The sequence below is a fragment of the Nonomuraea sp. NPDC049646 genome (genome assembly GCF_044465525.1).
Classification (GTDB): Bacteria; Actinomycetota; Actinomycetes; order Streptosporangiales; family Streptosporangiaceae; genus Nonomuraea.
Genome location: NZ_JBITLU010000013.1, coordinates 162,274 through 186,475 on the forward strand (window position 1 = coordinate 162,274; position 24,202 = coordinate 186,475).

The 24,202-nt window shown below is 74.4% G+C and carries 15 protein-coding genes and 2 riboswitches; of the genes, 7 read left to right on the top strand and 8 right to left on the bottom strand.

The genetic code is table 11. The features are described from left to right. The first annotated feature begins 24 nt into the window (after positions 1 to 24). Positions 25 to 202, top strand: a riboswitch (cobalamin riboswitch). A gap of 34 nt (positions 203 to 236) precedes the next feature. Next, positions 237 to 3,866 carry a cobaltochelatase subunit CobN gene (gene cobN / locus ACIBQ8_RS34395; protein ID WP_397194046.1) on the top strand — a complete coding sequence of 1,210 codons (3,630 nt, stop codon included), beginning with the start codon at positions 237 to 239 and terminating at the stop codon, positions 3,864 to 3,866. On the opposite strand, the gene ACIBQ8_RS34400 is transcribed toward cobN, so the two are convergent. Genes ACIBQ8_RS34400 through ACIBQ8_RS34425 form a run of 6 tightly spaced genes read right to left on the bottom strand, consistent with a single transcriptional unit; the run spans position 3,821 to position 9,468 of the window. After that, the gene (locus ACIBQ8_RS34400; protein ID WP_397194103.1) at positions 3,821 to 5,158 is read right to left on the bottom strand and encodes a cobyrinate a,c-diamide synthase; all 1,338 of its coding nucleotides are present in this window, start codon (positions 5,156 to 5,158) and stop codon (positions 3,821 to 3,823) included. The genes cobN and ACIBQ8_RS34400 overlap by 46 nt on opposite strands. A gap of 8 nt (positions 5,159 to 5,166) precedes the next feature. Beyond that, positions 5,167 to 5,769, bottom strand: a complete 603-nt coding sequence (gene cobO / locus ACIBQ8_RS34405; RefSeq protein ID WP_397174765.1) for a cob(I)yrinic acid a,c-diamide adenosyltransferase — start codon at positions 5,767 to 5,769, stop codon at positions 5,167 to 5,169. A 2-nt stretch (positions 5,770 to 5,771) separates the two neighbouring features. Beyond that, a complete protein-coding gene (locus ACIBQ8_RS34410) occupies positions 5,772 to 7,928 on the bottom strand; it encodes a VWA domain-containing protein (RefSeq protein ID WP_397194047.1) in 2,157 nt (718 codons plus the stop codon). Next, positions 7,925 to 8,476, bottom strand: coding sequence for a histidine phosphatase family protein (locus tag ACIBQ8_RS34415; RefSeq protein ID WP_397174767.1), 552 nt, complete (start codon positions 8,474 to 8,476; stop codon positions 7,925 to 7,927). Before ACIBQ8_RS34415 ends, ACIBQ8_RS34410 begins: the two co-directional genes overlap by 4 nt. Positions 8,477 to 8,481: 5 nt before the next feature. After that, complete coding sequence (locus ACIBQ8_RS34420; protein ID WP_397194048.1) at positions 8,482 to 9,267, bottom strand: CbtA family protein; 786 nt, start codon at positions 9,265 to 9,267, stop codon at positions 8,482 to 8,484. Positions 9,268 to 9,276: 9 nt separating this feature from the next. Further along, entirely contained in the window at positions 9,277 to 9,468 is a 192-nt protein-coding gene (locus ACIBQ8_RS34425; RefSeq protein WP_352320001.1) for a CbtB domain-containing protein, read from the bottom strand. A 34-nt stretch (positions 9,469 to 9,502) separates the two neighbouring features. Continuing rightward, positions 9,503 to 9,632: riboswitch (cobalamin riboswitch) on the bottom strand. A 141-nt stretch (positions 9,633 to 9,773) separates the two neighbouring features. On the opposite strand from ACIBQ8_RS34425, the gene ACIBQ8_RS34430 reads away from it, so the two are divergent. After that, the gene (locus tag ACIBQ8_RS34430) at positions 9,774 to 10,262 is read left to right on the top strand and encodes an ester cyclase (protein ID WP_397194049.1); all 489 of its coding nucleotides are present in this window, start codon (positions 9,774 to 9,776) and stop codon (positions 10,260 to 10,262) included. 248 nt (positions 10,263 to 10,510) lie between these two features. Here ACIBQ8_RS34430 and ACIBQ8_RS34435 read toward each other — a convergent pair whose 3' ends face one another. Next, positions 10,511 to 11,695 carry an MFS transporter gene (locus tag ACIBQ8_RS34435; protein ID WP_397194104.1) on the bottom strand — a complete coding sequence of 395 codons (1,185 nt, stop codon included), beginning with the start codon at positions 11,693 to 11,695 and terminating at the stop codon, positions 10,511 to 10,513. An 86-nt stretch (positions 11,696 to 11,781) separates the two neighbouring features. Between ACIBQ8_RS34435 and ACIBQ8_RS34440 the strand changes: the two genes are divergently transcribed. Then, positions 11,782 to 12,171, top strand: a complete 390-nt coding sequence (locus ACIBQ8_RS34440) for a MerR family transcriptional regulator (protein WP_397194050.1) — start codon at positions 11,782 to 11,784, stop codon at positions 12,169 to 12,171. A 244-nt stretch (positions 12,172 to 12,415) separates the two neighbouring features. Then, positions 12,416 to 13,213, top strand: coding sequence for a class I SAM-dependent methyltransferase (locus tag ACIBQ8_RS34445; protein WP_397194051.1), 798 nt, complete (start codon positions 12,416 to 12,418; stop codon positions 13,211 to 13,213). Between the two features lie 117 nt (positions 13,214 to 13,330). On the opposite strand, the gene ACIBQ8_RS34450 is transcribed toward ACIBQ8_RS34445, so the two are convergent. Further along, positions 13,331 to 14,638, bottom strand: a complete 1,308-nt coding sequence (locus tag ACIBQ8_RS34450; protein ID WP_397194105.1) for an FAD-binding oxidoreductase — start codon at positions 14,636 to 14,638, stop codon at positions 13,331 to 13,333. Between the two features lie 93 nt (positions 14,639 to 14,731). Between ACIBQ8_RS34450 and ACIBQ8_RS34455 the strand changes: the two genes are divergently transcribed. From ACIBQ8_RS34455 to ACIBQ8_RS34465, 3 genes are all read left to right on the top strand, one after another. Continuing rightward, positions 14,732 to 17,938 (top strand): BTAD domain-containing putative transcriptional regulator, encoded by a 3,207-nt coding sequence (locus ACIBQ8_RS34455; RefSeq protein WP_397194052.1) that lies wholly within the window; start codon positions 14,732 to 14,734, stop codon positions 17,936 to 17,938. 31 nt (positions 17,939 to 17,969) lie between these two features. Beyond that, positions 17,970 to 18,368: a hypothetical protein gene (locus ACIBQ8_RS34460; RefSeq protein ID WP_397194053.1), complete on the top strand. Its 399-nt coding sequence runs from the start codon at positions 17,970 to 17,972 to the stop codon at positions 18,366 to 18,368. A 176-nt stretch (positions 18,369 to 18,544) separates the two neighbouring features. Continuing rightward, a complete protein-coding gene (locus ACIBQ8_RS34465; protein ID WP_397194054.1) occupies positions 18,545 to 24,040 on the top strand; it encodes a fibronectin type III domain-containing protein in 5,496 nt (1,831 codons plus the stop codon). Positions 24,041 to 24,202 lie beyond the last annotated feature (162 nt).

The window sequence follows — 24,202 nt, forward strand, 5'->3', positions numbered from 1 at the left end:
CCACTTCTGGGACGGGTCGCTCCTGTCGTAAGCTTCGGCGTAGGCGATGGCAATGGGAGGAAGCCGGTGCGAAACCGGCGCGGTCCCGCCACTGTGACCGGGGAGCGAACCCCACCACGAGGCCACTGTCCGGCGACGGGCGGGAAGGCCGGGGTGAGCGTCGATCCGGGAGCCAGGAGACTCCTGCCGTCGTGTCACCCGCGACCGGGGCGAGGACCCCGAGGGAGGAATGCGCCGTGCCTGGCGACAGCCGTACCGTTCTGCTGCTCTCCACCTCCGACACCGACCTGCTGAGCGCCCGCGCCTGCGGGGCGGGCTACCGCCTGGGCAATCCCGCCCGGCTGACCGCCGAGGACGTCCCCGGCCTGACGGAGGGGACCGACCTGGTCGTGGTGCGCCTGCTGGGCGGGCGGCGGGCCTGGCCGGACGGGCTCGACGCGCTGCTGGCCGGGCCGCGCCCGGTGGTGGTGCTGGGCGGGGAGCAGGCCCCCGACGCCGAGCTGATGGAGCTGTCCACGGTCAGCGGCGGGGTGTGCGCCGAGGCGCACGCCTACCTCGCCCATGGCGGCCCGGCCAACCTGGCCGAGCTGCACGCGTTCCTGTCCGACACCGTCCTGCTGACCGGGCACGGGTTCGAGCCGCCCGCCGCAGCGCCCGCCTGGGGACGGCTGGACCGTCCCGCCAGGAACACCGCCGGTCCCGTGGTGGGGGTGCTCTACTACCGGGCCCACCACGTGGCGGGCAACACCGCGTTCGTCGAGGCGTTGTGCGACGCCGTCGAGGACGCGGGCGGGCAGGCGCTGCCGGTCTTCTGCTCGTCGCTGCGCGCGGCCGAGCCGGAGCTGCTGGACACGCTGCGCGCGGCGGACGCCCTGGTCGTCACGGTGCTGGCGGCGGGCGGCTCCCGTCCGGCCACCGCGGGGGCGGGCGGCGACGACGAGGCCTGGGACGTCGGCGCCCTGGCCGAGCTCGACGTGCCGATCCTGCAGGGACTCTGCCTGACCACCACCCGGCAGGCCTGGGAGGAGAACGACGACGGCCTGTCGCCGCTGGACGCCGCCTCGCAGGTGGCGATCCCGGAGTTCGACGGCCGGATCATCACGGTGCCGTTCTCGTTCAAGGAGATCGACCCCGACGGGCTGACCGTCTACGTCGCCGACCCCGAGCGGGCCGCCCGGGTGGCGGGCATCGCGGTGCGCCACGGCCTGCTGCGGCACACCCCGCCCGCCGGACGGCGGCTGGTGGTGATGTTGTCGGCGTACCCGACCAAGCACTCCCGCGTCGGCAACGCGGTCGGGCTGGACACCCCGGCGAGCACCGTCCGGCTGCTGGCCCGGCTCGCCGAGGCCGGTTACGACCTGGGCGACGGCTTCCCCGGCGTGGCCGACCAGGACGGCGACGCGCTCGTCCACGCGCTGATCGCCGCCGGCGGCCAGGACCAGGACTGGCTGACCGAGGAGCACCTGGCGGGCAACCCGGTCCGCATCTCCGCCGCCTCCTACGAGCGGTGGTACCGGACGCTGCCCGCGCGACTGCGGGAGGACATGGAACGCCACTGGGGGCCGCCGCCGGGCGAGCTGTTCGTGCACGAGGGCGACGACGGGCCCGACATCGTGCTGGCCGCGCTGCGGGCCGGGAACCTGGTGGTCATGGTGCAGCCGCCGCGCGGCTTCGGGGAGAACCCGATCGCCATCTACCACGACCCCGACCTGCCGCCCAGCCACCACTACCTGGCCGCCTACCGCTGGCTGTCGGCCGAGTTCGGCGCGCACGCGATGGTGCACGTCGGCAAGCACGGCAACCTGGAGTGGCTGCCCGGCAAGTCGGCGGGGATGTCGGCCGCCTGCGGCACCGACGCCGCCATCGGCGACCTGCCGCTGGTCTACCCCTTCCTCGTCAACGACCCGGGGGAGGGCACGCAGGCCAAGCGGCGCGCGCACGCCGTGCTGGTGGACCATCTGGTGCCGCCGATGGCCCGCGCCGACACCTACGGCGACATCGCCCGGCTGGAGCAGCTCCTGGACGAGCACGCCACGATCGCCGCCATGGACCCCGCCAAGCTGCCCGCGATCAGGGCGCAGATCTGGACGCTGATCCAGGCCGCCCGGCTCGACCACGACCTCGGGCTGGCCGACCGGCCGCACGACAGCGAGTTCGACGACCTCATCCTGCACGTGGACGGCTGGCTGTGCGAGGTGAAGGACGCGCAGATCCGCGACGGCCTGCACGTCCTCGGCCAGGCGCCCACCGGCCAGGTGCGGGTGGACCTGGTGCTGGCCATGTTGCGGGCCCGGCAGATGTGGGCCGGCCGGGAGACGCTGCCCGGCCTGCGCGAGGCGCTCGGCCTGGCCGAGGACGGCACGGCGGGGCTGGGCGAGGTGGACCGCGCGGAGACGACCGCCCGCGCCCTGGTCGAGGCCATGGAGGAGCACGCCTGGGCCCCGGAGGCAGCCCCCGCCGTCGCCCGCGCGGTGCTGGACGGGACGCCCGCCGTCACCCGCGCGGACGAGGAACGGGTGGAGCTCGTGGCGCGGGTGCTGGCCTTCGCCGCCACCGAGATGGTGCCGCGCCTGGCCCGCACCACCGACGAGCTGGACCACGTCCTGCACGCCCTGGACGGCGGCTACGTGCCCGCCGGCCCCAGCGGCTCCCCGCTGCGCGGCCTGGTCAACGTGCTGCCGACCGGCCGCAACTTCTACTCCGTCGACCCCCGGGCGGTGCCCAGCCGCCTGGCCTGGGAGACCGGCCAGGCGATGGCGGAGTCGCTGCTGGAGCGCTATCGCGCCGACACCGGCGAGTGGCCGCGCTCGGTCGGGCTGTCGGTGTGGGGGACCAGCGCCATGCGCACGGCGGGCGACGACGTCGCCGAGGTGCTGGCCCTGCTCGGCGTCCGCCCCGAATGGGACGAGGCGTCGCGGCGCGTCGTCCGCCTGGAGCCGATCCCGCCCGCCGACCTGGGCCGCCCGCGCATCGACGTGACGGTCCGCATCAGCGGCTTCTTCCGCGACGCCTTCCCGCACGTGGTCGGCATGCTCGACGACGCCGTACGGCTGGTCGCCTCGCTGGACGAGCCGGCCGAGGAGAACTACGTCCGCGCCCACGTGGCCGCGACGGGCGGCGACGAGCGGCTGGCCACGATGCGCGTCTTCGGCTCCGCGCCCGGCGCGTACGGGGCCGGGCTGCTGCCGCTCATCGACAGCCGCAACTGGCGCGACGACGCCGACCTGGCCGAGGTGTACGCCGTGTGGGGCGGCTACGCCTACGGCCGCGACCTCGACGGCGTCGCCGCCCGCCCCCAGATGGAGGACGCCTACCGCCGCATCGCCGTCGCCGCCAAGAACGTCGACACCCGCGAGCACGACATCGCCGACTCCGACGACTACTTCCAGTACCACGGCGGCATGATCGCCACCGTGCGGGCGCTCACCGGCAGGGCCCCGGCCGCCTACGTCGGCGACAGCACCCGTCCCGACGCCGTGCGCACCCGGACCCTGTCGGAGGAGACCTCACGGATCTTTCGCGCCAGGGTGGTCAACCCGCGCTGGCTGGCCGCCATGCGCCGCCACGGCTACAAGGGCGCCTTCGAGCTGGCCGCCACCGTCGACTACCTGTTCGGCTACGACGCCACCACCGGCGTGGTGGCCGACTGGATGTACGACAGGCTCACGCAGACGTACGTGCTCGACCCCGAGAACCAGGCGTTCATGGCCCGCTCGAACCCCTGGGCGCTGCACGGCATCGCCGAACGCCTGCTGGAGGCCGCCGAGCGCGGCATGTGGCAGCACCCGGACCCGGAGGTGTTGCGCGGGCTCCAGGAGGTCTACCTCAAGACCGAGGGCGACCTGGAGGACGACACCAGCCGCTGAGCCAGGCGCGGCGCGCCCGCCCAGTGCAGATGCAGGTAGGACGCGGTCACGCCGGGATCGCCGTACCCGTCGTGGCCGCCGTCCCAGTGGAACAGCGGCTCGCCCGCGTAGGTGACGGCCGTCCGGTGGAACTCGTGCCCGCGCAGCCGCTCGCCCGTCCTGGTGAGCGGCGAGCGGCGCAGCGCGACGGCGTCCCGGTAGCCGAGCGTCAGCCGGGACGTCATCCGCGCCCGCCCTGGGACGCGCCCGCACATCCGCTGGCCGTCCAGCTCGTCGCACAGGTACAGCAGCCCCGCGCACTCGGCGGCGATCGGGCCTGGGAAGGCGGCGACCTGTTGCCGCAGGGGCTCGTTGGCGGCCAGCTCGGCGGCGTACACCTCAGGGAAGCCGCCGCCGATCACGATCGCGCCGGTCCCGTCCGGCAGCCGCGTGTCGCGCAGCGGGTCGAAGACCGCCACCTCCGCCCCCGCCGCGCGCAGCAGCTCGACCTGCTCGGCGTACCCGAAGGTGAACGCCGCCCCACCGGCCACGGCCACCACCGGCCGGCCGCCCGACGCGCCGGGGGTCGGCGGCGTCATCGGGGGCGGCGGCGGTGTCCAGGTGGGGCCGCCCAGCGGGGGAGCGGAGCGCGCCAGCCGCAGCAGCGCGTCCAGGTCGCACGAACGCGCCACCAAGGCGGCCAGCCGGTCCACGGCGGCGACCGCCTCGGCCCGGCGCTCGGCGGCCGGCACCAGCCCCAGGTGCCGGGAGGGCGTGGCCACGGCGTCGTCGCGGCGGATCGCCCCCAGCACCGGCACGCCCGCCGCCGCCAGCGCCGACCGGCACAGCTCCTCGTGCCGGTCGGAGCCCACCCGGTTGAGCACCACCCCGCCCACCCGCACGTCCGGGTCGAAGGTGGCGAACCCGTGCACCACCGCCGCCACCGACCTGCTCTGCCGGGCCGCGTCCACGACCAGCACCACCGGCGCGTCCAGCAGCGTCGCGACGTGCGCGGTCGAGGCGAAGCCGGTGTCACCCCTGCCGTCGAACAGGCCCATCACGCCCTCGACCACCGCCACGTCGCACCCGGCCGCGCCGTGCAGGAACAGCGGGGCGACGAGCTCCTCCCCGACGAGCCACGGATCCAGGTTGCGTCCGGGACGCCCGGCGGCCAGCGCGTGATAGCCCGGGTCGATGTAGTCGGGCCCCACCTTGTGCGGCGAGACCCGCAGCCCGCGCGCCCGCAACGCCGCCATGAGCCCGGTGGCCACCGTCGTCTTGCCGCTGCCCGACGACGGCGCGGCGATCACCAGCCGGGGAACTACCACTCGATGCCCTTCTGTCCTTTCTGGCCGGCATCCATGGGGTGGCGGACCTTGCCCATCTCCGTCACCAGGTCGGCGACCTCGATCAGCCGTTCGGGCGCGTCCCTGCCGGTGATCACGACGTGCTGGCTGCCCGGCCGGTCCGTCAGTGCCTTCAGGACGTCGTCCAGGTCCAGCCACCCCCACTTCAGCGGGTAGGTGAACTCGTCCAGCACGTAGAACCGGTACGTCTGCGCCGCCAGGTCGCGCTTGATCTGCTCCCAGCCCTCACGGGCGTCGGCCGCGTGGTCCTCCTCGGCGCCGGGCCGCTGGATCCACGACCAGCCCTCGCCCATCTTGTGCCAGGCCACCGGGCCGCCCTCGCCCGTCTCGCCGAGCACCTTGAGCGCCCGTTCCTCGCCGATGCGCCACTTGGCCGACTTCACGAACTGGAACACCCCGACCGGCCAGCCCTGGTTCCAGGCCCGCAACGCCATCCCGAAGGCGGCCGTGGACTTGCCCTTGCCCGGCCCGGTGTGCACCATCAGCAGCGGACGCGTCCGCCGCTGGCGCGTGGTCAGGCCGTCGTCGGGCACGACAGCCGGCTTTCCCTGAGGCATGGTCAGACAGCCTTCCTGTGGTCACGGACGACCGAGCCGAGCTCGGCCAGAGAGTCGAGAGGCACGAGCCGCGCGCCCAGCCGGGACGCCAGCCGGACGGCCAGGCCGAGCCTGACCGGCCCGCTCTCGCAGTCCACGACCACCGCCGCGGTGCCGGCCAGCAGCGCGGCGGCCCTGTCCACATCACCGCCGGTCGTGCCCATGCCTCCGGCGGTCCTGCCCATGCCACCGCCGGGCCTGCCCATGTCGCGGCCGGCCGTGGCCCGTCCGTCGGTGACCAGCACCAGCAGCGGACGCCTGGCGGGGTCGCGCAGCCGTTCCACCCTCAGCACCTCCGCCGCGCGCACCAGCCCCGCCGCCAGCGGCGTGCGCCCTCCGGTGGGCAGGGAGCGCAGCCGGGCCGCGCCCGCCTCCACCGACGACGTGGGCGGCAGCGCCACCTCCGCGCCGGCGCCCCGGAAAGTGATCAGTCCTATCTTGTCCCGCCGCTGGTAGGCGTCCAGGAGCAGGCTGAGCACGGCCGTCTTGACCGCGGTCATCCGCTTGCGCGCCGCCATCGAGCCGCTCGCGTCCACCACGAAGAGCACGAGGTTGCCCTCCCTGCCCTCGCGCACCACCTCGCGCAGGTCGTCGCCGCGCAGCGTCAGGCCGGGGCCCTGGTGGCCGCGTTCCCGCTGGTGGGGCGCCGCTGCCAGCAGCGTGGCCGGCACGTGGAGGTCGCGGACGGGACCGTGCGGGCGGCGCGCGCCGGCGCTGCGGCCGCGCCGGGTCCGGGACCGCGACCGCCGGCCCACCGCTCCCTCGCCGACCCCCGGCACCTCCAGCAGCGGCACCCGGTACGGCGCTGCCACGCCCGCCACCTGCGAGGCCGCCTGCGGCGCGGCCGCCTCCGGACCGGATCCCCCGGCCGCCTCCGCCCCTGCCGCCTCCGGACCGGATTCCCCAGGCGCCTCCGCCCCTGGTAGTGCCGCCTCACCGGATTCTCCGGCCGCCGATCGCGCGTCAGCGGGCGCGGTCGTGTCATCCGGGGGTGACTCGGCGCCGGTCGGCTGGTTGCGTGCTTCCGGTCCGGCGCCGTCGCCCGGTGGCGGCGTCCCGGCGGGTCCGCCGTCGCCGCCGGGACCGGAGTCGTCGGGGTCGTCGTCGGCCGACGTGCGTTCCAGCAGCTCGTCGAGGAGCGCCTCGTCCAGCCCCGGAGCGTCGAACGGATCCCGCCGCCTGCGGTGCGGCAGGGACAGCCGGGCCGCGGCCCGCACGTCCTCGGTCGTCACCGTGTCGCGGCCCTGCCAGGCGGCGTGGGCGATGGCCGCGTTCGCCGTCACCAGGTCGGCGCGCAGGCCGTCCACCTCGAAGGCGGCGCAGACCGTCGCGATCTGCCGCAGCCGGGCGTCCGGCAGCCGCACGCCCGGAACCCGGGACCGCGCGGCGGCGATGCGGGCCGACAACGCCGATTCCTCCCCGGCCCATCGATGCGCGAACGCCGCCGCGTCCGCCTCGAAGGCCAGCCGCCGCCGCACCACCTCCGCGCGCTCCTCCGGGTCGCGGGACGCCCTGACCTCGACCGTCAGCCCGAACCTGTCCAGGAGCTGCGGACGCAGCTCGCCCTCCTCCGGGTTCATGGTGCCCACCAGCAGGAAGCGGGCGGCATGGCGCACCGACACCGACTCGCGCTCGACGTAGCACGTGCCCAGCGCGGCCGCGTCGAGCAGCAGGTCCACGAGGTGGTCGTGCAGGAGGTTCACCTCGTCCACGTACAGGACGCCGCGGTGGGCGGCCGCCAGCAGCCCCGGCTCGAACGCCTTCACCCCCTCCGTCAGCGCCCGCTCGACGTCGAGCGAGCCGGCCAGCCGGTCCTCCGACGCGCCGACCGGCAGCTCCACCAGCGCGGCCGGCCGTTCCACCCGCTCGGCGCCGGGCTCGTGCGGCCCGTCCGGACACCCGGGGTCGGGGACGACGGGGTCGCAGGCGAACCGGCAGCCCGGCACCACGGCCACCGTGGGCAACTGGGCCGCCAGCGCCCGCACGATCGTGGACTTCGCCGTTCCCTTCTCCCCGCGTACGAGCACCCCGCCCACCCGGGGCGACACCGCGTTCAGCACCAGCGCCAGCTTCAGGTCGCCGAGCCCGACGACGGCGCTGAACGGATAGGTGACGATCAAGACTCAGCCTTCCGGTTGACGTGGACCACCCGCCAGCCGTCCCGCGCGACGGTCAGCTCGGTGGTGGACAGAGGAGCCAGGTCGAAACGGGCCGCGCGCAGCGGATCCAGCCCCAGGACGTGGCCGAGCGCCGCCCGGATGACGCCCGCGTCGCAGACCACGACGGCCCGCGGCTCGTCCCGTGCCGCATCGAGCCAGCCCGCCACCCTGGCGGCGAGCGCGCTCAGTGACTCGCCGCCGTGCGGGGCGGCGTGCGGGTCGGCCAGCCAGCTCGCCAGCGCGTCCGGCTCCTCCAGCGCGACCCGCCCGTACGGCAGGCCCCGCCACCGGCCGCAGTCCGCCTCCGCCAGGGCGGGCACCACGCGTGCCGCCAGCCCCATGGCGGCGGCCGTCTGCCGGGCGGCCCTGCCGGGAGCGGCCCATGCCGCCGGCGCCTCGACGGGCCCCGACGCGGCGGCCCTGGTCAGGCTCGCCGCGTCGGCGTCCTCGTCGGCGGGGAAGCACCCGGCCCGCATCCCCGGTGTCGTGGCATGCCGGACGAACAGCACCTTGCTCAGCTCGGCGCCGCGACCAGCGGACGAGCCGCCGCGCGCCGCTCCGCCCGGTCGCTCGCCCAGCCGAACAGCCCGCCGAACACCGCCCAGAAGACGAGCTGCGTGCCGAGCGAGACGACCCGGAACTCCCACAGCAGCGTGGCGGGGAACCCGTCGGGCACCTCGTCGACCGCCGGCAGCAACCACCACGCGGCGACGACGGGCACGAGGAAGGCGACCGCCGCCGCCGTCCAGCGAGCCCACGGGCCGCCGTCGACGAGGCGGGCCGTCGCCACCGCGATCGCCGTCGCCGCCAGCCCGACGAGGATCATCACCACGTAGAGCAGCGTGCGGCTGTTGATGGTGTCCGGGTCGCCCACCGCAGGCGGGTTGGCCGGATATTTCACGAAAGGCACGAGGATGATCGCGGCGAACGCCGTACCGGCCGCGGCCACCGCCAGCAGCCCGTCCGAACGCGGGCCGACCCGGCCGCGCAGCCCGGCGAACACCAGGGCGAACACCCCGCCCACGGCCAGCCCGTAGAGCCCGGTGGCCAGGAACAGCCCCGCCTTCTGCACGGGCCTGCCGACCACGGCGTCCTCGCCGTGACTGTGCTCGGCCGCTTCGCCGTGACTGTGCCCGGCCGTCCCGGCTTCTTGGCCGGGCGCCTCGGACTGGGCGGCGGCCTCCTCCAGGGCGATCGCGTGGTCCACGCGAGGTTCACCGAAGGCGAAGGCGAAGGCCCCCGCGATCAGTCCGGCCAGGAGTCCGATGAGCAGACCTCTGGCCAGGAAGGTGCGTACCATGCCCGGCGCTCAGTGGCAGGGCACGCCGAGCAGGTGGCGCCCGTCGTGCATCAGCTCGTGCAGGAAGGTGCCGGTCTGGGAGATGGCGCCGTTGTCCATCAGAACCAGGTAGGCGACCAGCAGCAGCACGGGCACGGCCAGCAGCAGCCAAGGGCGCAGGCGCGGAAAGGGAATCGTCGACGGGGTGGACAGCCCGGTCATGTCAAGCCTCCTCAGGGGTCACGCGTCCCATATCACGAGGTCACGGCTGCCAAGCGACCTGGCTCCCGGGATCTACGTCCCGGATACAGTGGCGCGTCCGCACCGGCATCTCACCGGATTTCCCTTGGACAACCGTGAAATCTACCGGAACGTATCCTTTCCTCACGTTCACGTCAATATGCGAACGATGGCCCGCCGTCACCGGCCGGGCACGCGCCGCCCCAGGCGCTCACGCGACCGCGCGCCTTGACGAAGCGCCCGGAATTCTACCCGGCCGAGTGCAGGGATTTAGCGTGCGTTGGTAGGTGAACCGCATATCGGCAGCCGTGCCGGGCATCGAGCGAGTGGGAGGATCCGGTGCCATGAATGTTGCCCGCGAAATGCGCGACCGCTATACGGACGCGTTCAACGCACACGATATGAAGGCGCTGCTTCACACCGTCAGCCCGTCCGGAGTGTCCATCAGCCCCGAGGGCGTGTCCCAGGGACACAGCGAGCTGGCCTCCTACCTGGAGGAGTTCTGGAGGGCGTTTCCCGACGTCCGGGCGGTGATCACGGAGTCCTCGGAAGGCGAGGCCACGACCGTCGACGAGCTTCTCATGGTGGGAACCCACCGAGGGCCGTACGCCATGCCCGACGGTCAGGTGCTCACCGCGACGGGTCGCCCCATTCGTTTGCGGTGCTGTTATGTCTGCACGGTTGAAGACGGACTCATTACGAGTCTGCGGCTTTATTTCGATCAACTGGAGCTGCTCACTCAGCTCTCCAGCTCGGTGATTCTGTCCCGTCCTTAGCGCATTGTTCGAGCGCTGGTCCTGCATCTGGCAGATGTACCTTCAGCAGGGCTCTGGTTGATCTTCGCGGCCTGCCCCAGCCTGGCCGCATGACGACAGAGACTCACGACCCGACGACCCGGGACACGACCCCGCGACTGGGGCCGCGCGGCCGCCTCGCCAGCGGCGCCAGCTCCTCCCCGCGCAGCCCCGCGACGCGCCGATGCCTGACCCCCGGCCTCCCGGTGCCTGCACCTGCGAGGTGGGAGTCAGGCGGCCAGCGGGGTTTGGCGTTCGGTGTTCTTCGGCAGCCTGCGTGTCCGGGGCAGGACGAGGTAGGTGAGGGCCAGTCCGATCAGGCTCAGTAGCGCGCCCGCCAGGCCGGTCCACCGCAGGGCGCCGGCGGCGACGATCGTGCCGCCGATGACCGAGCCGGCTGCGGCCCCGAGGTTGAAGGCGCCGACGTTGGCGGAGACCGCCAGGTTCGGGGCGGCGCCCGCGTGGTGCAGGATCAGCCCCTGCAGCGGGGCGATGGTCGCGGTGGCGAGCAGACCGAGCACCAGGACCGCGATCACGGCGGTCGGCTGCCACACCACGGCGAACGGGACCAGCAGGAGCGTCCCCGCCAACCCGCCGAAGACCCCCCGTACGGTGGCGCTCATCGACCTGTCGGTCAGCCTGCCGGCAGTGAGGTTGCCGATGAAGCTGCCCGCGCCGTAGGCGAGCAGCAGACCGGAGACCGCGGCGGCGGAGAAGCCGGAGACGCGGATCAGCAGCGGCGCGATGTAGGTGAACACCGTGGCGACCCCGGAGAAGCCCACCGCGGTGGTGGCGATGGCGAGCATGACGGGCCGGCGCGTCACCACGCGGATCTCGTCACGCAGCCGCGTGGACGGCGCCTCCTGCCGGGGCAGGACGGCGGCCAGCAGCATGGTGCCCACCAGGGACAGAACGGTCAGCACGGCGAACGGGGCCCGCCAACCGGCGCTCTCTCCGAGCAGCGCGCCCAGGGGCACCCCGAGGAGCGTGGCCACCGTGAAGCCCGAGGCCACGGTGGCGATGGCCGAGCCCGTCCGCTCGGCCGGGACCACCCGGGTCGCCGTCACCAGCGCCAGCGCCAGGAAGGCGGCGTGGCTGAGCGAGGACACCACGCGGCCCGCCAGGAGCAGGCCGAACGACGGCGCCGCCGCGCTGATCGCGCTGCCCGCCGCGAACAGCAGCATCAGCCCTAGGGCGAGCCCCTTGCGCGGCAGCCGCGAGGTCAGCAGGGCCATGAGCGGCCCTCCGGCCACCACACCGAGCGCGTACGCGGTCACGGCCTGTCCGGCGGTGCCCACGGAGACATCGAGATCAGCTCCGACCTGCGGCAGCAACCCGGCGATCAGGTACTCCGAGGTGCCCACGACGAAGACGCTTGCGCACAATGCCGCGAGCGTCGCGAAACCCTTGTTCATCTTCACGCCGTAGACGCTAAAGTCTCACATCGATATGAGAGTCAAGTCCGGCGGGGCGGTGACCGGCCCGCCGTCAGGAGGTCGTCGTGCGCATCGGTGAGCTGTCCCGGCGGACCGGCGTGGCCGTGCACCTGCTGCGCTACTACGGAGAGCAGGGTCTGCTCCACCCGCAGCGGCGCCCCAGCGGCTACCGGGAGTACGTCGAGGAGGACGTGGCCGTCGTCCGCCGCATCCGCAGCCTGCTGGCCGCCGGCCTGAACACCTCGACGATCATGACGGTCCTGCCGTGCCTGCGGGACGCCGGCGACCGCCTCGTCCCCACCTGCCCGGACCTGCTCGCCGACCTCCACCAGGAGCGCGACCGCATCGCCCAGGCCATCAGCGACCTTCAGGCCTCCATGGACGCGCTCGACGACGTCATCGCCGCGGCCCCGGCCGACGTCACCCGCCGGGCCCTGGCCTCGCTCGGCGTCTGAACGACGTCAGCCCCCGGGGACGGCCGGCCCTTCCGTGGGCGGGCGGCTCTCGCCGGTTCCGGCAGGACGACGATCCCGGGCAGATCCGTTGCGGTCCTCACCAGTCCCGGAAGGTCGTCCGATCTCATCCCATGTCGTGCTGACACGGCACGTGGAAGATCGTGAAGATGTAGGCATGAGTTCATCGCAGCCCTTCGCCGACCACGGGCCAGAGCCGGATGGATCTGCCCCGGATCACCGCTACTTGCTGGACAACGCCCGGGTAGAGGCGGGCGAGCGGTTCACCTGGCTGGCCGAGCTGTTCGACGGCGTCACCCGGGGCCACTTCGACCGGCTCGGCGTGAAGCCGGGCTGGCGGTGCTGGGAAGTCGGCGCGGGCGGCCCGAGCATCCCCGAGGCGCTCGCCACGGCCGTCGGGCCGACCGGCTACGTGCTGGCCACGGACATCAACCCCACCTGGCTGGACCCGCACGCCGGGTACGAGGTGCTCCGGCACGACGTCGTCAAGGACCCGCCGCCGCAGCCGGGCACGTTCGACCTGGTGCACGCCCGGCTGGTGCTCGTCCACGTGCCCGACCGGGACCGGGCGCTGGCGACGATGGTGGCGGCGCTGCGTCCCGGCGGCCGGTTGCTCATCGAGGACGCCGACACCGAGCTGCAGCCGCTGGCCTGCCTCGACGAGGTCGGTCCGGCACAGCGGCGAGCCAACCGGCTGCGGCGCGCCGTCCGGGAGTTGATGACCCGTCGCGGCGCCGACCTGCGCTACGGCCGTACGCTGCCGAGGGCGTTGCGCGCGGCCGGCCTGGCCGACGTCGCGGCGGCCGGGTGCTTCCCGGTCGGCGGGGTGGCCTGCGACCGGCTGGAGGCTGCGACGGTGCGCATGGTACGCGCCGAGCTGCTCGCCGCCGGGCTGGCCGACGACGCCGAGATCGACGCGCACCTGGCCGCCGTCGAGGCCGGCGAGCTCGACCTCACCCTCGCGCCGCTGATCTCGGCATGGGGACGCCGCCCCGAGCGGCCCGAGAAGTCCGGGCCGCGGTGAGGCCGTGCCCGAGGAGTCCGGGCTGCGGTGAGATCGTGCCCGAGGAGTCCGGGCCGCGGTGAGGCCGTGCCCGCGGCCCGGCGGCGCGCTCTGCTCGCCGCGGCTCCCCGGTGGTCGTCAGGCCAGGACGGGGAAGTTGCTGCGGAAGGTGCCGCGGGGGTCGCGGGAGCGCTTGACGTCCCGGAGGCGGGCCAGGTCGTCGGGGGCGAAGGCGGCGGCGGCGCGCTCGCCCGGCGCGAGGAAGGTGAACGGTTTGCGCCCCGACGTGCACGGCACCAGCGCCCCCGTCAGCCGGTCCATGCGCTCGCGGACGGCGGCGCCCCCGTCCTGCCCGGGGATGCCGAACAGGTACAGCGCGTACGGCTCGGCCAGGTGTCCGGCCGGGATGCCGGACGGCCGGGCCAGCGCGCCGCCCAGGTGCCGGACCTGGACGCTGAGGAGCGGGTCGATGGGCTGCTCCAGCAGCACGGCGGCCACCTCGTCGGTCAGCCCGGTCAGGAGCTCGGCGCGGGACCTGCCGGGGCCGGGGTCGGTGGGCTCGGCGGTGATGGCGCCCAGCCCGGCGACCGGCAGCACGGCGCGGGAGTCGGACAGCCGCCCCGCGATCTTCTCCAGCGGCCGCATCAGCGCCTCGGCGTCGCCGCCCGCGCCGAGGTGGGTGGCGTCCACGGCCACCAGCGGGGCGGCGCCGGGGAACTGCAGGAGGTCGTACCAGAGGGTCAGCTCGTCGGGTGCGGTGGCGGTGATCTCGCGGTAGGCCTCCAGGACGGCGGGGGCCATCGCGGCGGGCCACAACATGCGGCCGCCGTAGAGGTCAGGGGCCGGATGCAGGTCGAATTCGAGCGCGGTGACGATGGCGAAGTCGCCGCCGCCGCCGCGCAGGGCCCAGAACAGGTCGGGGTCGTCGTCGGCGGTGATCCGGGCGCGCGTGCCGGTGGCGTCCACGATGTCGAAGGCGCGCACGCCGCCCGCCGCCCAGCCGTGCCGGCGGCCGAACCAGCTCAGGCCGCCGCCCAGGGTGTAGCCGGTGACGGTCACCGCCGGGCTGCTGCCCGCGAGCCCGGTCAGCCCGTGCGGGCTCGCGGCCTCCTGGACGCGGCCCCACTTCACGCCGGCCCCCGCGCGGGCGACGCGTTCGGCGGGGTCCACGTGCAGGTGGTCGAGGCGGGTGGTGCGCAGCAGGATCGTCTCGGCGGTGTCGCCGGTGGCTCCGTGGCCGCTCGGCTGGGTGGTGACGGTCAGTCCTGCCAGGTGGGCGTGCCGGACGAGCGCGGCCACGTCCTCGGCGTCGGCGGCCTCGATCACGGCCCGCACGGGCTGGTCGATCGCCAGGTTCCAGGGCCGCCGGGCCTGCTCGAACCCTTCGTCGCCGGCTGCGAGCACCGTGCCCCGGACCACGCCGCGCAGTTCGTCCCCGATGTTCATGTTCACGCCTCTCTCGTCGATGGCTCCACTTTGTCGGGTGGGGGCTGGGGTCGAGCTGGGATCGAGTTGAGGTGCCGTAGGGTGGGGACGGACATGGCAGGGTTGGAGATTCGGCTGTTCGGGCCGCTTGAGGTCACCGGCGAGCAGGGTGTGCTGGATCTCGGTACGCGCAAGCAGCGTGCCCTGGTCACGATGCTGGCGCTGGAGCCCGGCCGGGTGGTGTCGCTCGACCGGCTCATCGACGAGCTGTGGGCCGGGGAGCCGCCCGCCGGGGCGACCCGTACCCTTCAGGCGTACATCGCCCACCTGCGCCGGGTGCTGGAGCCCGACCGGCCGCCGCGTACCCCGCCGCGTGTCCTGCTCACCCGCGAGCCGGGCTACCTGCTCGCCGTCGCGCCCGGCCAGGTGGACCTGTGGCGGTTCGCCTCCTGGGCCGGTGAGGGCCGCGCGGCGCTGGCGGGTGGCGCGCCCGGCCGGGCCGTCGAGCTGCTCGACCGGGCGCTCGGGCTGTGGCGGGGCGAACCGCTGGGGGAGTTCGCCGGTCAGGAGTTCGCCCAGCCGGTCGCCGCGCGGCTCGCCGAGACCCGCGTCACCGCCCTGGAGGACCGTTTCGACGCCCGCCTGGCTCTGGGGGAGGACGCGCCCCTGATCCCCGGGCTGGAGGCGCTGGTCGCGGCCGAGCCGTACCGGGAGCGGGCCTGGTCGCTGCTCGTGCGCGCGCTCTACCGGGCCGGACGGCAGGCCGACGCGCTGGCCGCGCTGCGCCGGGTGCGTGAGCGGCTGTCGGCCGATCTCGGGCTGAGCCCCGGCCCCGATCTGCGGGAGCTGGAACGCGCGGTGTTCGACCAGGCGCCCGAGCTGCGCCCGCCGGTGCCCGAGCCGGTGGCGCCGTTCGTCCCGGCCGCCCCCGAACCGGAGGGCGAGGCCCTCATCGCCCGCTCGGCCGAACTGGAGCTGGTGGCGCGGCGGCTGGCCGCCGCGCGGCGCGGCGACGGTGGCGCCGTGCTGGTCATGGGGGAGGCGGGCATCGGCAAGACCCGGTTCGTCCGGGCCGCCGCCGATCTGGCCGCCGCGCGCGGGTTCGGGGTCGCGTGGGGGAGTTGCGCCGACCGCGCCGCCTCGGCCTTCTGGCCCTGGACGCAGATCCTGCGCGAGGCGGGTGACGCCACCGGGTTGCTGTCCGGCCGCGCCCGTGACCCCGAGCAGGATCTGTTCGGCCTGTACGAGCAGGTCCTGGACGTCCTGACCCGGCCGCAGGAGCCGCTGGCCGTCGTCCTGGAAGACCTCCACTGGGCCGACGTGTCCTCGCTGCGGCTGCTGGAGTTCGTCGCCGAGTCCGCGCTGCGGCGTCCGCTGCTCGTCCTGGTCACCTGCCGTCCCGAGCCCGGCGACCACCCCGCCGAGCTGCGCGGGACGCTGGCGGCGCTGACGCGGTCGGGTGAGCGCCTGGAGCTGCCGCCGTTCACCTCCGGCGACGTGGCCGCCTTCCTGCGGGCCAAGCAGGTCGCCGACGAGCCCGGCCTGGTCGGCGACCTGCTCGACAGGACCGGCGGCAACCCCTTCTACCTGGGCGAGGTGCTGCGCCTGCCGCGCGGCGAGCGTACGGTCCCCAGCGGCGCCCGTGACGTGATCGAGCGCCGGGTCGCGCGCCTGCCCCAGGAGACCCGTGCCCTGCTCGCCGCCGCCGCCGTGGCCGGCCGCGACGTGGACGCCGGCCTGCTGGAGAGCGTCACCGGCAGCACCGCCGAGCAGGTGATGGCCGCGCTGGAGCCGGCCGTCGCCACCGGCCTGCTGGCCGAGCCGCTCGCCGGGCCCGACTACCGCTTCTCGCACGCCCTCGTCCAGGAGGCCCTGTACGCCGGGCTCGGCAAGCTCGACCGTTCGCGCCTGCACCTGCGTACGGGCGAGGCGCTGGAAGGCGTCCTGCCCGAGTCGCGGTCGGCCACGCTCGCCCACCACTTCTCCCAGGCGGGCCGCCTGGACGTCGCGGGCAGAACCGTCCGGTACGCCTCCCGCGCCGCCCGGCACGCCGCCGCGCAGCTCGCCCACACCGAGGCGGCCGGTTTCTGGACGCTGGCCCTGTCGGCGCTCGAACCCGGCCACGACGCCGAACGCGCCCGCCTGCTCACCGAGCTCGGCCACGCCCACCGCGCCGCCGGCCGGCCCGAGGACGCGCACCGCGACTGGGAGGAGGCGATCGTCCTGGCCAGAGCCGCCGGCGACCGGGCGGCGCTCATCTCCGCGGTCACCGCCATCGGCGGCCCGGCCCTGTGGAACTGGCGCCCGTACGGCGTCGTCGACTCCGGCCTGGTCGCCGTCATCGAGGAGCTGCTCGACGGCCCGCTGCCGGACGCCGACCGCGCCACCCTCCTGGGCACCCTCGCCCTGGAGCTGCACTACGGTCCCCGCGGCGCCGAGGGCGAACGCCACGCCGCCGAGGCCGTCGCCCTGGCCAGGCGGACGGGTGACACGCCGCTCCTGGCCCGCACGATGAACAACTACCTGCTCGCCGCGTTCCGCCCCGGAGGCAACGCCGCGCGGCGGGCGATGGCCGAGGAGCTGGCGGCCCTGCCCGGCCTGCCGGTGAGCGGCGAGGTGCTGGCGCGGGTCTCCCTCATGTCCTGCCTGCTGCGCGACGGCGACCTGCCCGGCTGGGACCGCGAGCTGGCCCGCTGCGAGGCACTGCTGGCCATGGCGCCGCGCCCGGAGCTGGAGTCGATGGTGCGCATCGCCCAGACACCCCGTGCCACCCTCGACGGACGGTGGGAGGAGGCCGAGGACCTGCTCGCCCGGTACGGCGACATGCGGTTCGCCCCGACCATGTGGGGCCGCGGGTTCCACCGGCTGGTGACCACGTTCACCTGCCGGCGCGGCCAGGGGCGGGTGGCCGAGATCCTGGAGGAGCTGGTGGCCGCCGCGGAGGAGCCGCGGTTCGTGCCGCTGCGGCCCGTCGCCGTGCTCGCCGCCGCCGAGTCCGGCCGCGCCGAGCTGGCGCACGAGCTGGTGGCGCGCTGGGGGACCGACGTCCCCGACGACTGGGTGGCCGACTTCCTCGTGCCCGTCTGGGGCCTGGTCGCCGCCCGCCTGGGCGTGCCCGATCCGCGCGCGCTCTACGAGCGGCTGCTTCCGTACGCGGACCTGCTGGTGGTGGCCGGGATGGGCACCGCCTGCTGGGGGTCCACCCATCTCGTGCTGGCCGAGCTGGCCCGCCGCCTCGGGGACGAGGACGCCGCCCGCGCCCACGCCGCCGCCGCCCGCCCGGCCCGGGCGAGCGAAGGGACGGCATCGAGAAGTCGTTGAGCCGGCGAAACCCGTACACCAAGATGATCAGATGGAGAAAGGCGAACCCGGGAGCGGAGGGACGATTTCGATCCTGTCCCGCATCGATTACCGCATCGAAGACTTCGACCGGCTTCTCGAAGAGGGACGCAAGTCCTACCGCCGGACACAGCCGGACGCGACCCCGGAAGAAGTGAACGACGCCGTGCCGGACCTGCACAGCGCCATTTACGAGATCATGCACGCCAACGGCGACCGAATCCCCTTCCCCTTCCCTTCCGGGGTGCCGATCGCGGGCGTCACATGGTTCCTGGAAGTGGACGAGCCGCTGGGGGAAGAACTGAAGGGAACGCCCGAGGAGCCCTTCGGGATCGCCTGCGACGCGGAAGACGGCGACCTCATCTACCAACATCGCGACATTTATCACCTGACGGCCGAGGCGTTCGAGTAAGCCCCACCCCTGACGGGGGACGTCGGCTACCGCCGAAGTTGCAGGCGGACAGACAGTCGTACAGCGGTTGATAGACGAAAAATATCTATTTTTCGCCGTATTTCACGAGCTCAGGGCCATTGGTAGCGTCAGCCGCGCAACACGGAGTGATCCTGCCCCAGGAGGCCGGTGTGGTCATGCGATGGTTGTCAGCGCTCATCCTGGTCTTCTCCGGGGTCCTCGTGGTGACGGGGGCGCCCCCGGCCGCCGCCGCGTCGGTCCAACCCGGGCCGGGCCAGTTCTACGGGGTCCGGGCCCGGGTGCTGAGCAACGTGTCGATCGCGGCGGGGGCCACCACCACGGTCAAGGTGGCGGGGGTGGGCGCGGTGCCCGCGAGCGGGGTCGCGAGCGCCGCGGTGAACGTCGCGGCCAAGGGCGCGAGCGCGGCGGGCGGCCTCATCGTCTTCCCCTCCGACCTGGCCGCCGCGCCCGCGGTGACGGGCACCCGCTACCGCTCCGGCGTGTGGGACGACCAGCTCCTGACGGTCAAGCTCGGCCCGGACGGCTCCCTCAAGGTCAAGAACACCGGCACGGCCGCCGTCAGCGTCTACGCCGACGTGCACGGGTACTACACCGCGACGGCCGCCGCGACGGCGGGAGCCCGGTACGTGCCGCTGAACACCGGCCGGGTCATCGGCAACCAGACCGTGGCGGCCAACTCGACCGCCACGTTCGCGGTGGCGGGGGTGGGCGGCGTGCCGGCCTCCGGGGTGGCGTACGTGGCGCTGACGTTCGCGGTGAAGAGCACCGGGTCCGGCAAGATGATCGCCTACCCGTCCGGCGGCACGCCGCCCGTCGGGTCGAACATCGACTACCGGCCCTCCTACTTCCAGTCGAACCTGGTCATCGCCGCCCTCGGCGCGGACGGCAAGATCGCCGTCAACAACAACGGGGCCGCCGCGCTGACGGTGTACGCCGACGTGGCCGGCTACTTCGCGACGCCCGCCGCCACGGTCGCCTCCTCGGTCCTGGCGCCCGTCGCCCCGTCACGGACCCTCACCTCCGTGACGGTGGCGGCGGGCGCCTCGTACACGGTCGCCCCGCTGGGCAAGGGCGGTGTGCCGGCCTCCGGGGTGAGCGCGGTCGGCGTCAACATCACCGCCAAGGGCACGGCGAACGGCCTGCTGCGCGTCTACCCCACCGGCCAGGCGAGCATCCCGGGCGGCGGCTCGATCGCGTACCAGCCGAACGACTTCTGGTCGAGCCTGGTGCCGGTCAAGGTGGGCACCGGCGGCACGTTCGTGATCCTGAACACCGGCGGCGCGAGCGTCAACGTGACCGTCGACACCTTCGACTACTACGGATCGGCGTCCGTGCCGTCCGCCCCGGCCGGCGTGAGCGCGACGGCGGGCGACACGTCGGCGACCGTCTCCTGGCAGCGTCCCGCGGACGGCGGCGCGCCCATCACCGGCTACACGGTCACCTCCAGCCCCGGTGGCGGGACCGCGACGGTCTCCGGCGACCTGCTGAAGGCCACGGTCACCGGCCTGGCCAACGGCACGGCGTACACCTTCACCGTGACCGCCGCCAACGCGGTGGGCAGTTCGGCCAGGTCGGCCGCGTCCGCGCCGGTGACGCCGGCCGGGACGGTCACCCGTCCCTCGCCGCCGCTCGGGGTGTCCGCGACGCCGGGCGACCGTTCGGCGAAGGTCACCTGGCGCGCGCCCGCCTCCGACGGCGGGTCGGCGATCACCGGGTACGTCGTGACGGCCGCCCCCGGCGGCGCGACCGCGACCGTCGCCGGCGACCGGTTACAGGCCACGGTCACCGGCCTGACCAACGGCACCGCGTACACCTTCACCGTCACGGCGGCCAACGCGAACGGCGTCTCCGACGCCTCCGCGCCCGGCGACCCGGTAACCCCCGGCGTCCCGGGCCGGCCCGGCCGCCCGTTCGTCACCGGCGTGTACGGCAGGGACGGCGCGGCACGCGTCACCTGGGCCCCGCCCGAGACCGGCGCCGCGGGCGTGACCGGCTACGTCGTGACGGCCGCCCCCGGCGGCGCCACCGTGAACACGACGGCCACGGAGGCCACGGTCACCGGCCTGACCAACGGCACCGACTACTCCTTCACCGTCACCGCGGTCGGCGCGGCGGGCGCCGGAGACCCGTCGCCGCCCTCGGACGCGGTGCGCCCGGCGCCCGCCGAGGTGCCCATGTCCCCGCCCGCGCTGCTGGTGACCCCCCTCGACCAGCGCGTGGACGTGCAGTGGGCGCCCGCGGTGGACGGCGGCTCGCCGATCACCGGGTACACGGTGACCGTCCAGCCCGGCGGCCGGACCGTCGACACGCCGCCCGACACGACGGTCACCTCGGTGACCGGGCTGGCCAACGGCACCGCGTACACGGTCTCGGTCGTCGCCAGGAACGCGGTGGGCGCGAGCGCCCCGAGCACCGCGGCGGCGGTCACCCCGGCGGCGAGCCGGCCGCCCGGCGCGCCGACGCACCTGCGGGCCGGGCTCCCGGCCTCCGGCAGCGTCCAGGTCACCTGGGACGCGCCCGCCGACGTCGGCACCAGCCCGGTCACCGGCTACACGGTGACGGCCAGCCCCGGCGGCAAGGCCGCGACGGTCACCGCCACCACCGCCACGATCGCGGGGCTGGACCCGGCCACGGCCTACACCTTCACCGTGCGCGCCACCAACGCCGCCGGCACCGGCACGGCCAGCGCCCCGACCGAGGCGATCACGCCGAAGCTCACGGTCAAGAGCGAGCCGCGGGTGCTGTCCCCGCAGGCGGCGGCCACGCTGCGGGCCGTACGGGGGCGGGCCCTGGAGTTCGAGAACCCGCCGGCGGAGGTCACCGGGCTCACCGCGGGCACGCTGCTCGTCATCGGCCAGACCGAACGCACCCCCGAAGGGTTCTTCGGCAAGGTGTCCGGCACCGCGCTGCAGAACGGGCGGTTCGTCGTCTCGACCACGGCCGCCTCGCTGAGCGACGCCTTCACCGACGCCGGCTTCGCCACCGACGGCCGCGTGGACACCGGCGACCAGGTGGAGTTCGTGCCGTCGGTGCCGGGGGCGCGGCTCGTCGAACCCGTCGAGAACACCAGTCACCGGGCGGCCGGGCCGCGGGTCGGCCTGCGGGACGGGAACCTGGTCATCGAGTTCGAGCAGTCGTTCGAGCAGAAGGGCCGCTCGGTCACGAAGGTCGAGGGCTGGGCGGTGATCGACCAGGACACCAAGATGGGCGCCAGCACCGACTCCGCCGGCCGCGGCGTGGACATCAGCAACACCACGAAGATCAGCTCCGAGGTGCGGGTGAAGCAGGGTCTCGCGTTCGAGTACAAGAGGCGGACGCACCTCGGGCACGTCAACGGGCCGTGCTTCTCGTTCATGGTGGGCAAGGTGCCGGTCGTGGTGTGCGTGCGCTTCTCGGTCGCGCTGGCGTTCGAGGCGTCCGCGACGGTCGGGCTGAGCTTCGCCGTCCACTGGGACAAGCAGTTCGGCACGCGCTGCCACACCGGCAAGAGCGGCACGTCCTGCACCCCGAACGACGGCGGCCCTGGCTTCTACAGCGACGGCGGCGTCGGGGCCTACGGCGACGGCACGGTCACCACCGCCATCTCCACCGACATCGAGCTCCTGCTGTACGGGGTGGTGGGCCCCGCCCTGGTGGTGGACGCGCCGGGCGCGCAGTTCAAGGCCGACACCACGCAGAACCCGTGGTGGGAACTGCGGGTGCTGGCCCGGCTCGGGGCCGCCATCGACCTGGGCGCGATCGGCAAGGACTACTCGGTCTGGCGCAAGGACGACATCATCAGCGCGTTCTGGACGGTCACCCACGCCCCGGGCGCCTTCCAGGGCATCAAGGTCGTCCCGCAGCACGGCAAGGTGGGACCGGGCCAGAACTACCAGTTCAAGGTCGCCGTCTCCGGCTATCCCGACGACGTCGTCACCCAGTGGAAGCTGGTCGGCGGCCCCGGCACGCTCACCGCCGACGGCCTGTTCAACTCCTCGCAGGAGGGCCTCGCCGAGGTCGAGGTGACCAGCCCCGCGACCGGCGGGCACCCGCAGCTGCAGGCCCGCGGCGGCGTCGAGGTCGGCGCGCAGTACGGGACGCCGGGCCCGCCCAAGCTCGACACCTTCACCGCGCCGACGCTGCGCGGGGCCACCGTGAGCTGGTCGCCGCCGGCCGACACCGGCACGAGCGACATCTCCGGCTACGTGGTGACCGCGACGGCCGAGGACGGCAGCCAGACCGCGCGGACGTACGCCTACGGCGGCGACGCGACGCACCAGCTCGTCCAGGGGCTCACGCCAGGGGTGACGTACAGCGTCACCGTGATCGCGCAGAACGCGCAGGGCAGCGGCGAGCCGTCCGCGCCGCTGAAGCTGACGCCGACGGACGTGATCTTCTTCGGCCCGCCCTCCACGCTCGGCGCGGACCTCGCGGGCAGCACCGAGACGCAGGGCCGGCCCGACTCCTCCGGAACGGCCGGCGGCGCCACCGGCGCCGCGGCCTCCGGCGACGGCCGCTACATCTTCTTCATGACCCAGGCGCGCAGCAACCTCATGCCGGACGACCGGCGCGCGCCCTCCAGCACGGCGCCGTTCATCCTGCGCAAGGACACGCAGGGCGGCGGCACGCAGGTCGTGTCGATGGGCGCCGACGGCGTCACCCCGGTCACCGGTTTCGTCGGCGGCCCGCTGGCCAGCCGGAACGGCAACGTGGTCGCCTTCACCTCGCTGGAGTGGACCGGCGTGCTGACCCCGAGGTCGGTCGTGCACGACATCGCCGCCAGGACCTCCTGGACGCTGGAGGAGCACGGCTACGTCTCCGCCGTCAGCGACGACGGGCACGCGGTCGTCTACTGGAAGAAGCTGGACGTGAACTCGGCCACCTCCCGGTGGAACCTCTACCGGCAGGTCAAGGGCGGCGCGGCGCAGAAGCTGACCTCCTGCGACTCCCAGACCGACGGCGACTGCCCGACCTCGACGGGCGACGGCGTCCTGTCCGGCGACGGCAACCGGGTGACCTGGTCCACCTACGACGTCACCGTCCAGAAGTACCGCACCTGGCTGTACGACGCCGTCGCCGGCGGCACGACGGAGATCTTCCCTGGCACGGACGTCGGCGACCCGATCATCTCCGGCGACGGGCAGGTGGTGGCCCTGCGGTTCACCGCGCATCCGTCCCAGACCTCGTGCCTGATGGTCGCCAGGATCGGCGGCGCCACGCCGGGCGCGGGCAACTGCCTGGTCCCGGAGGACGTCAACGGCCGCGGCAAGGCGCTGTTCCTCAGCCAGAAGGGCACCGCGCTGGCCTACGAGTACACCGACGACGACTCGGTGCACAGCCTGCGCAGCTACCGGGGCGGCGCCACCCATCTGGCGGGCGGCGCGCCGGGGCAGTCGTGGCCGGTGACGGCGTTCATCACCGACGACGACCAGCGCCTGATCTACACCCTCGGCTACGACGGCGGCACGGCCACGGCCGACACCGTCGTGGCGCACGAGGTGCCGGGCGTGTGGTGGGACTTCACCACGGGCGGGATGCCCGGTGGCGCCCCGGCGCCCGCCGCGGCGCCCGACCGGCGCGCGCCGGCCCGCGACCTGCGGGTCCGGATGCCGGACAAGCCCGTCACGCTCGGCTCGACGCCGCATCCGGCCGTCTCCTCGTCTCGCGATTGACGCCGGCGGGGGACCGGAGAACTGCCGACGACAGGGACCCGGTTCCCCGCACGTGGGGACGCCACGGAACACGCACGACGGCAAGGGCGCGCGTGCTCCCCGGCGCACCGGGCGGCCCGGCCAACCGCGTGCCGACGACCGGCACGTACCGGGCGGCGCAGA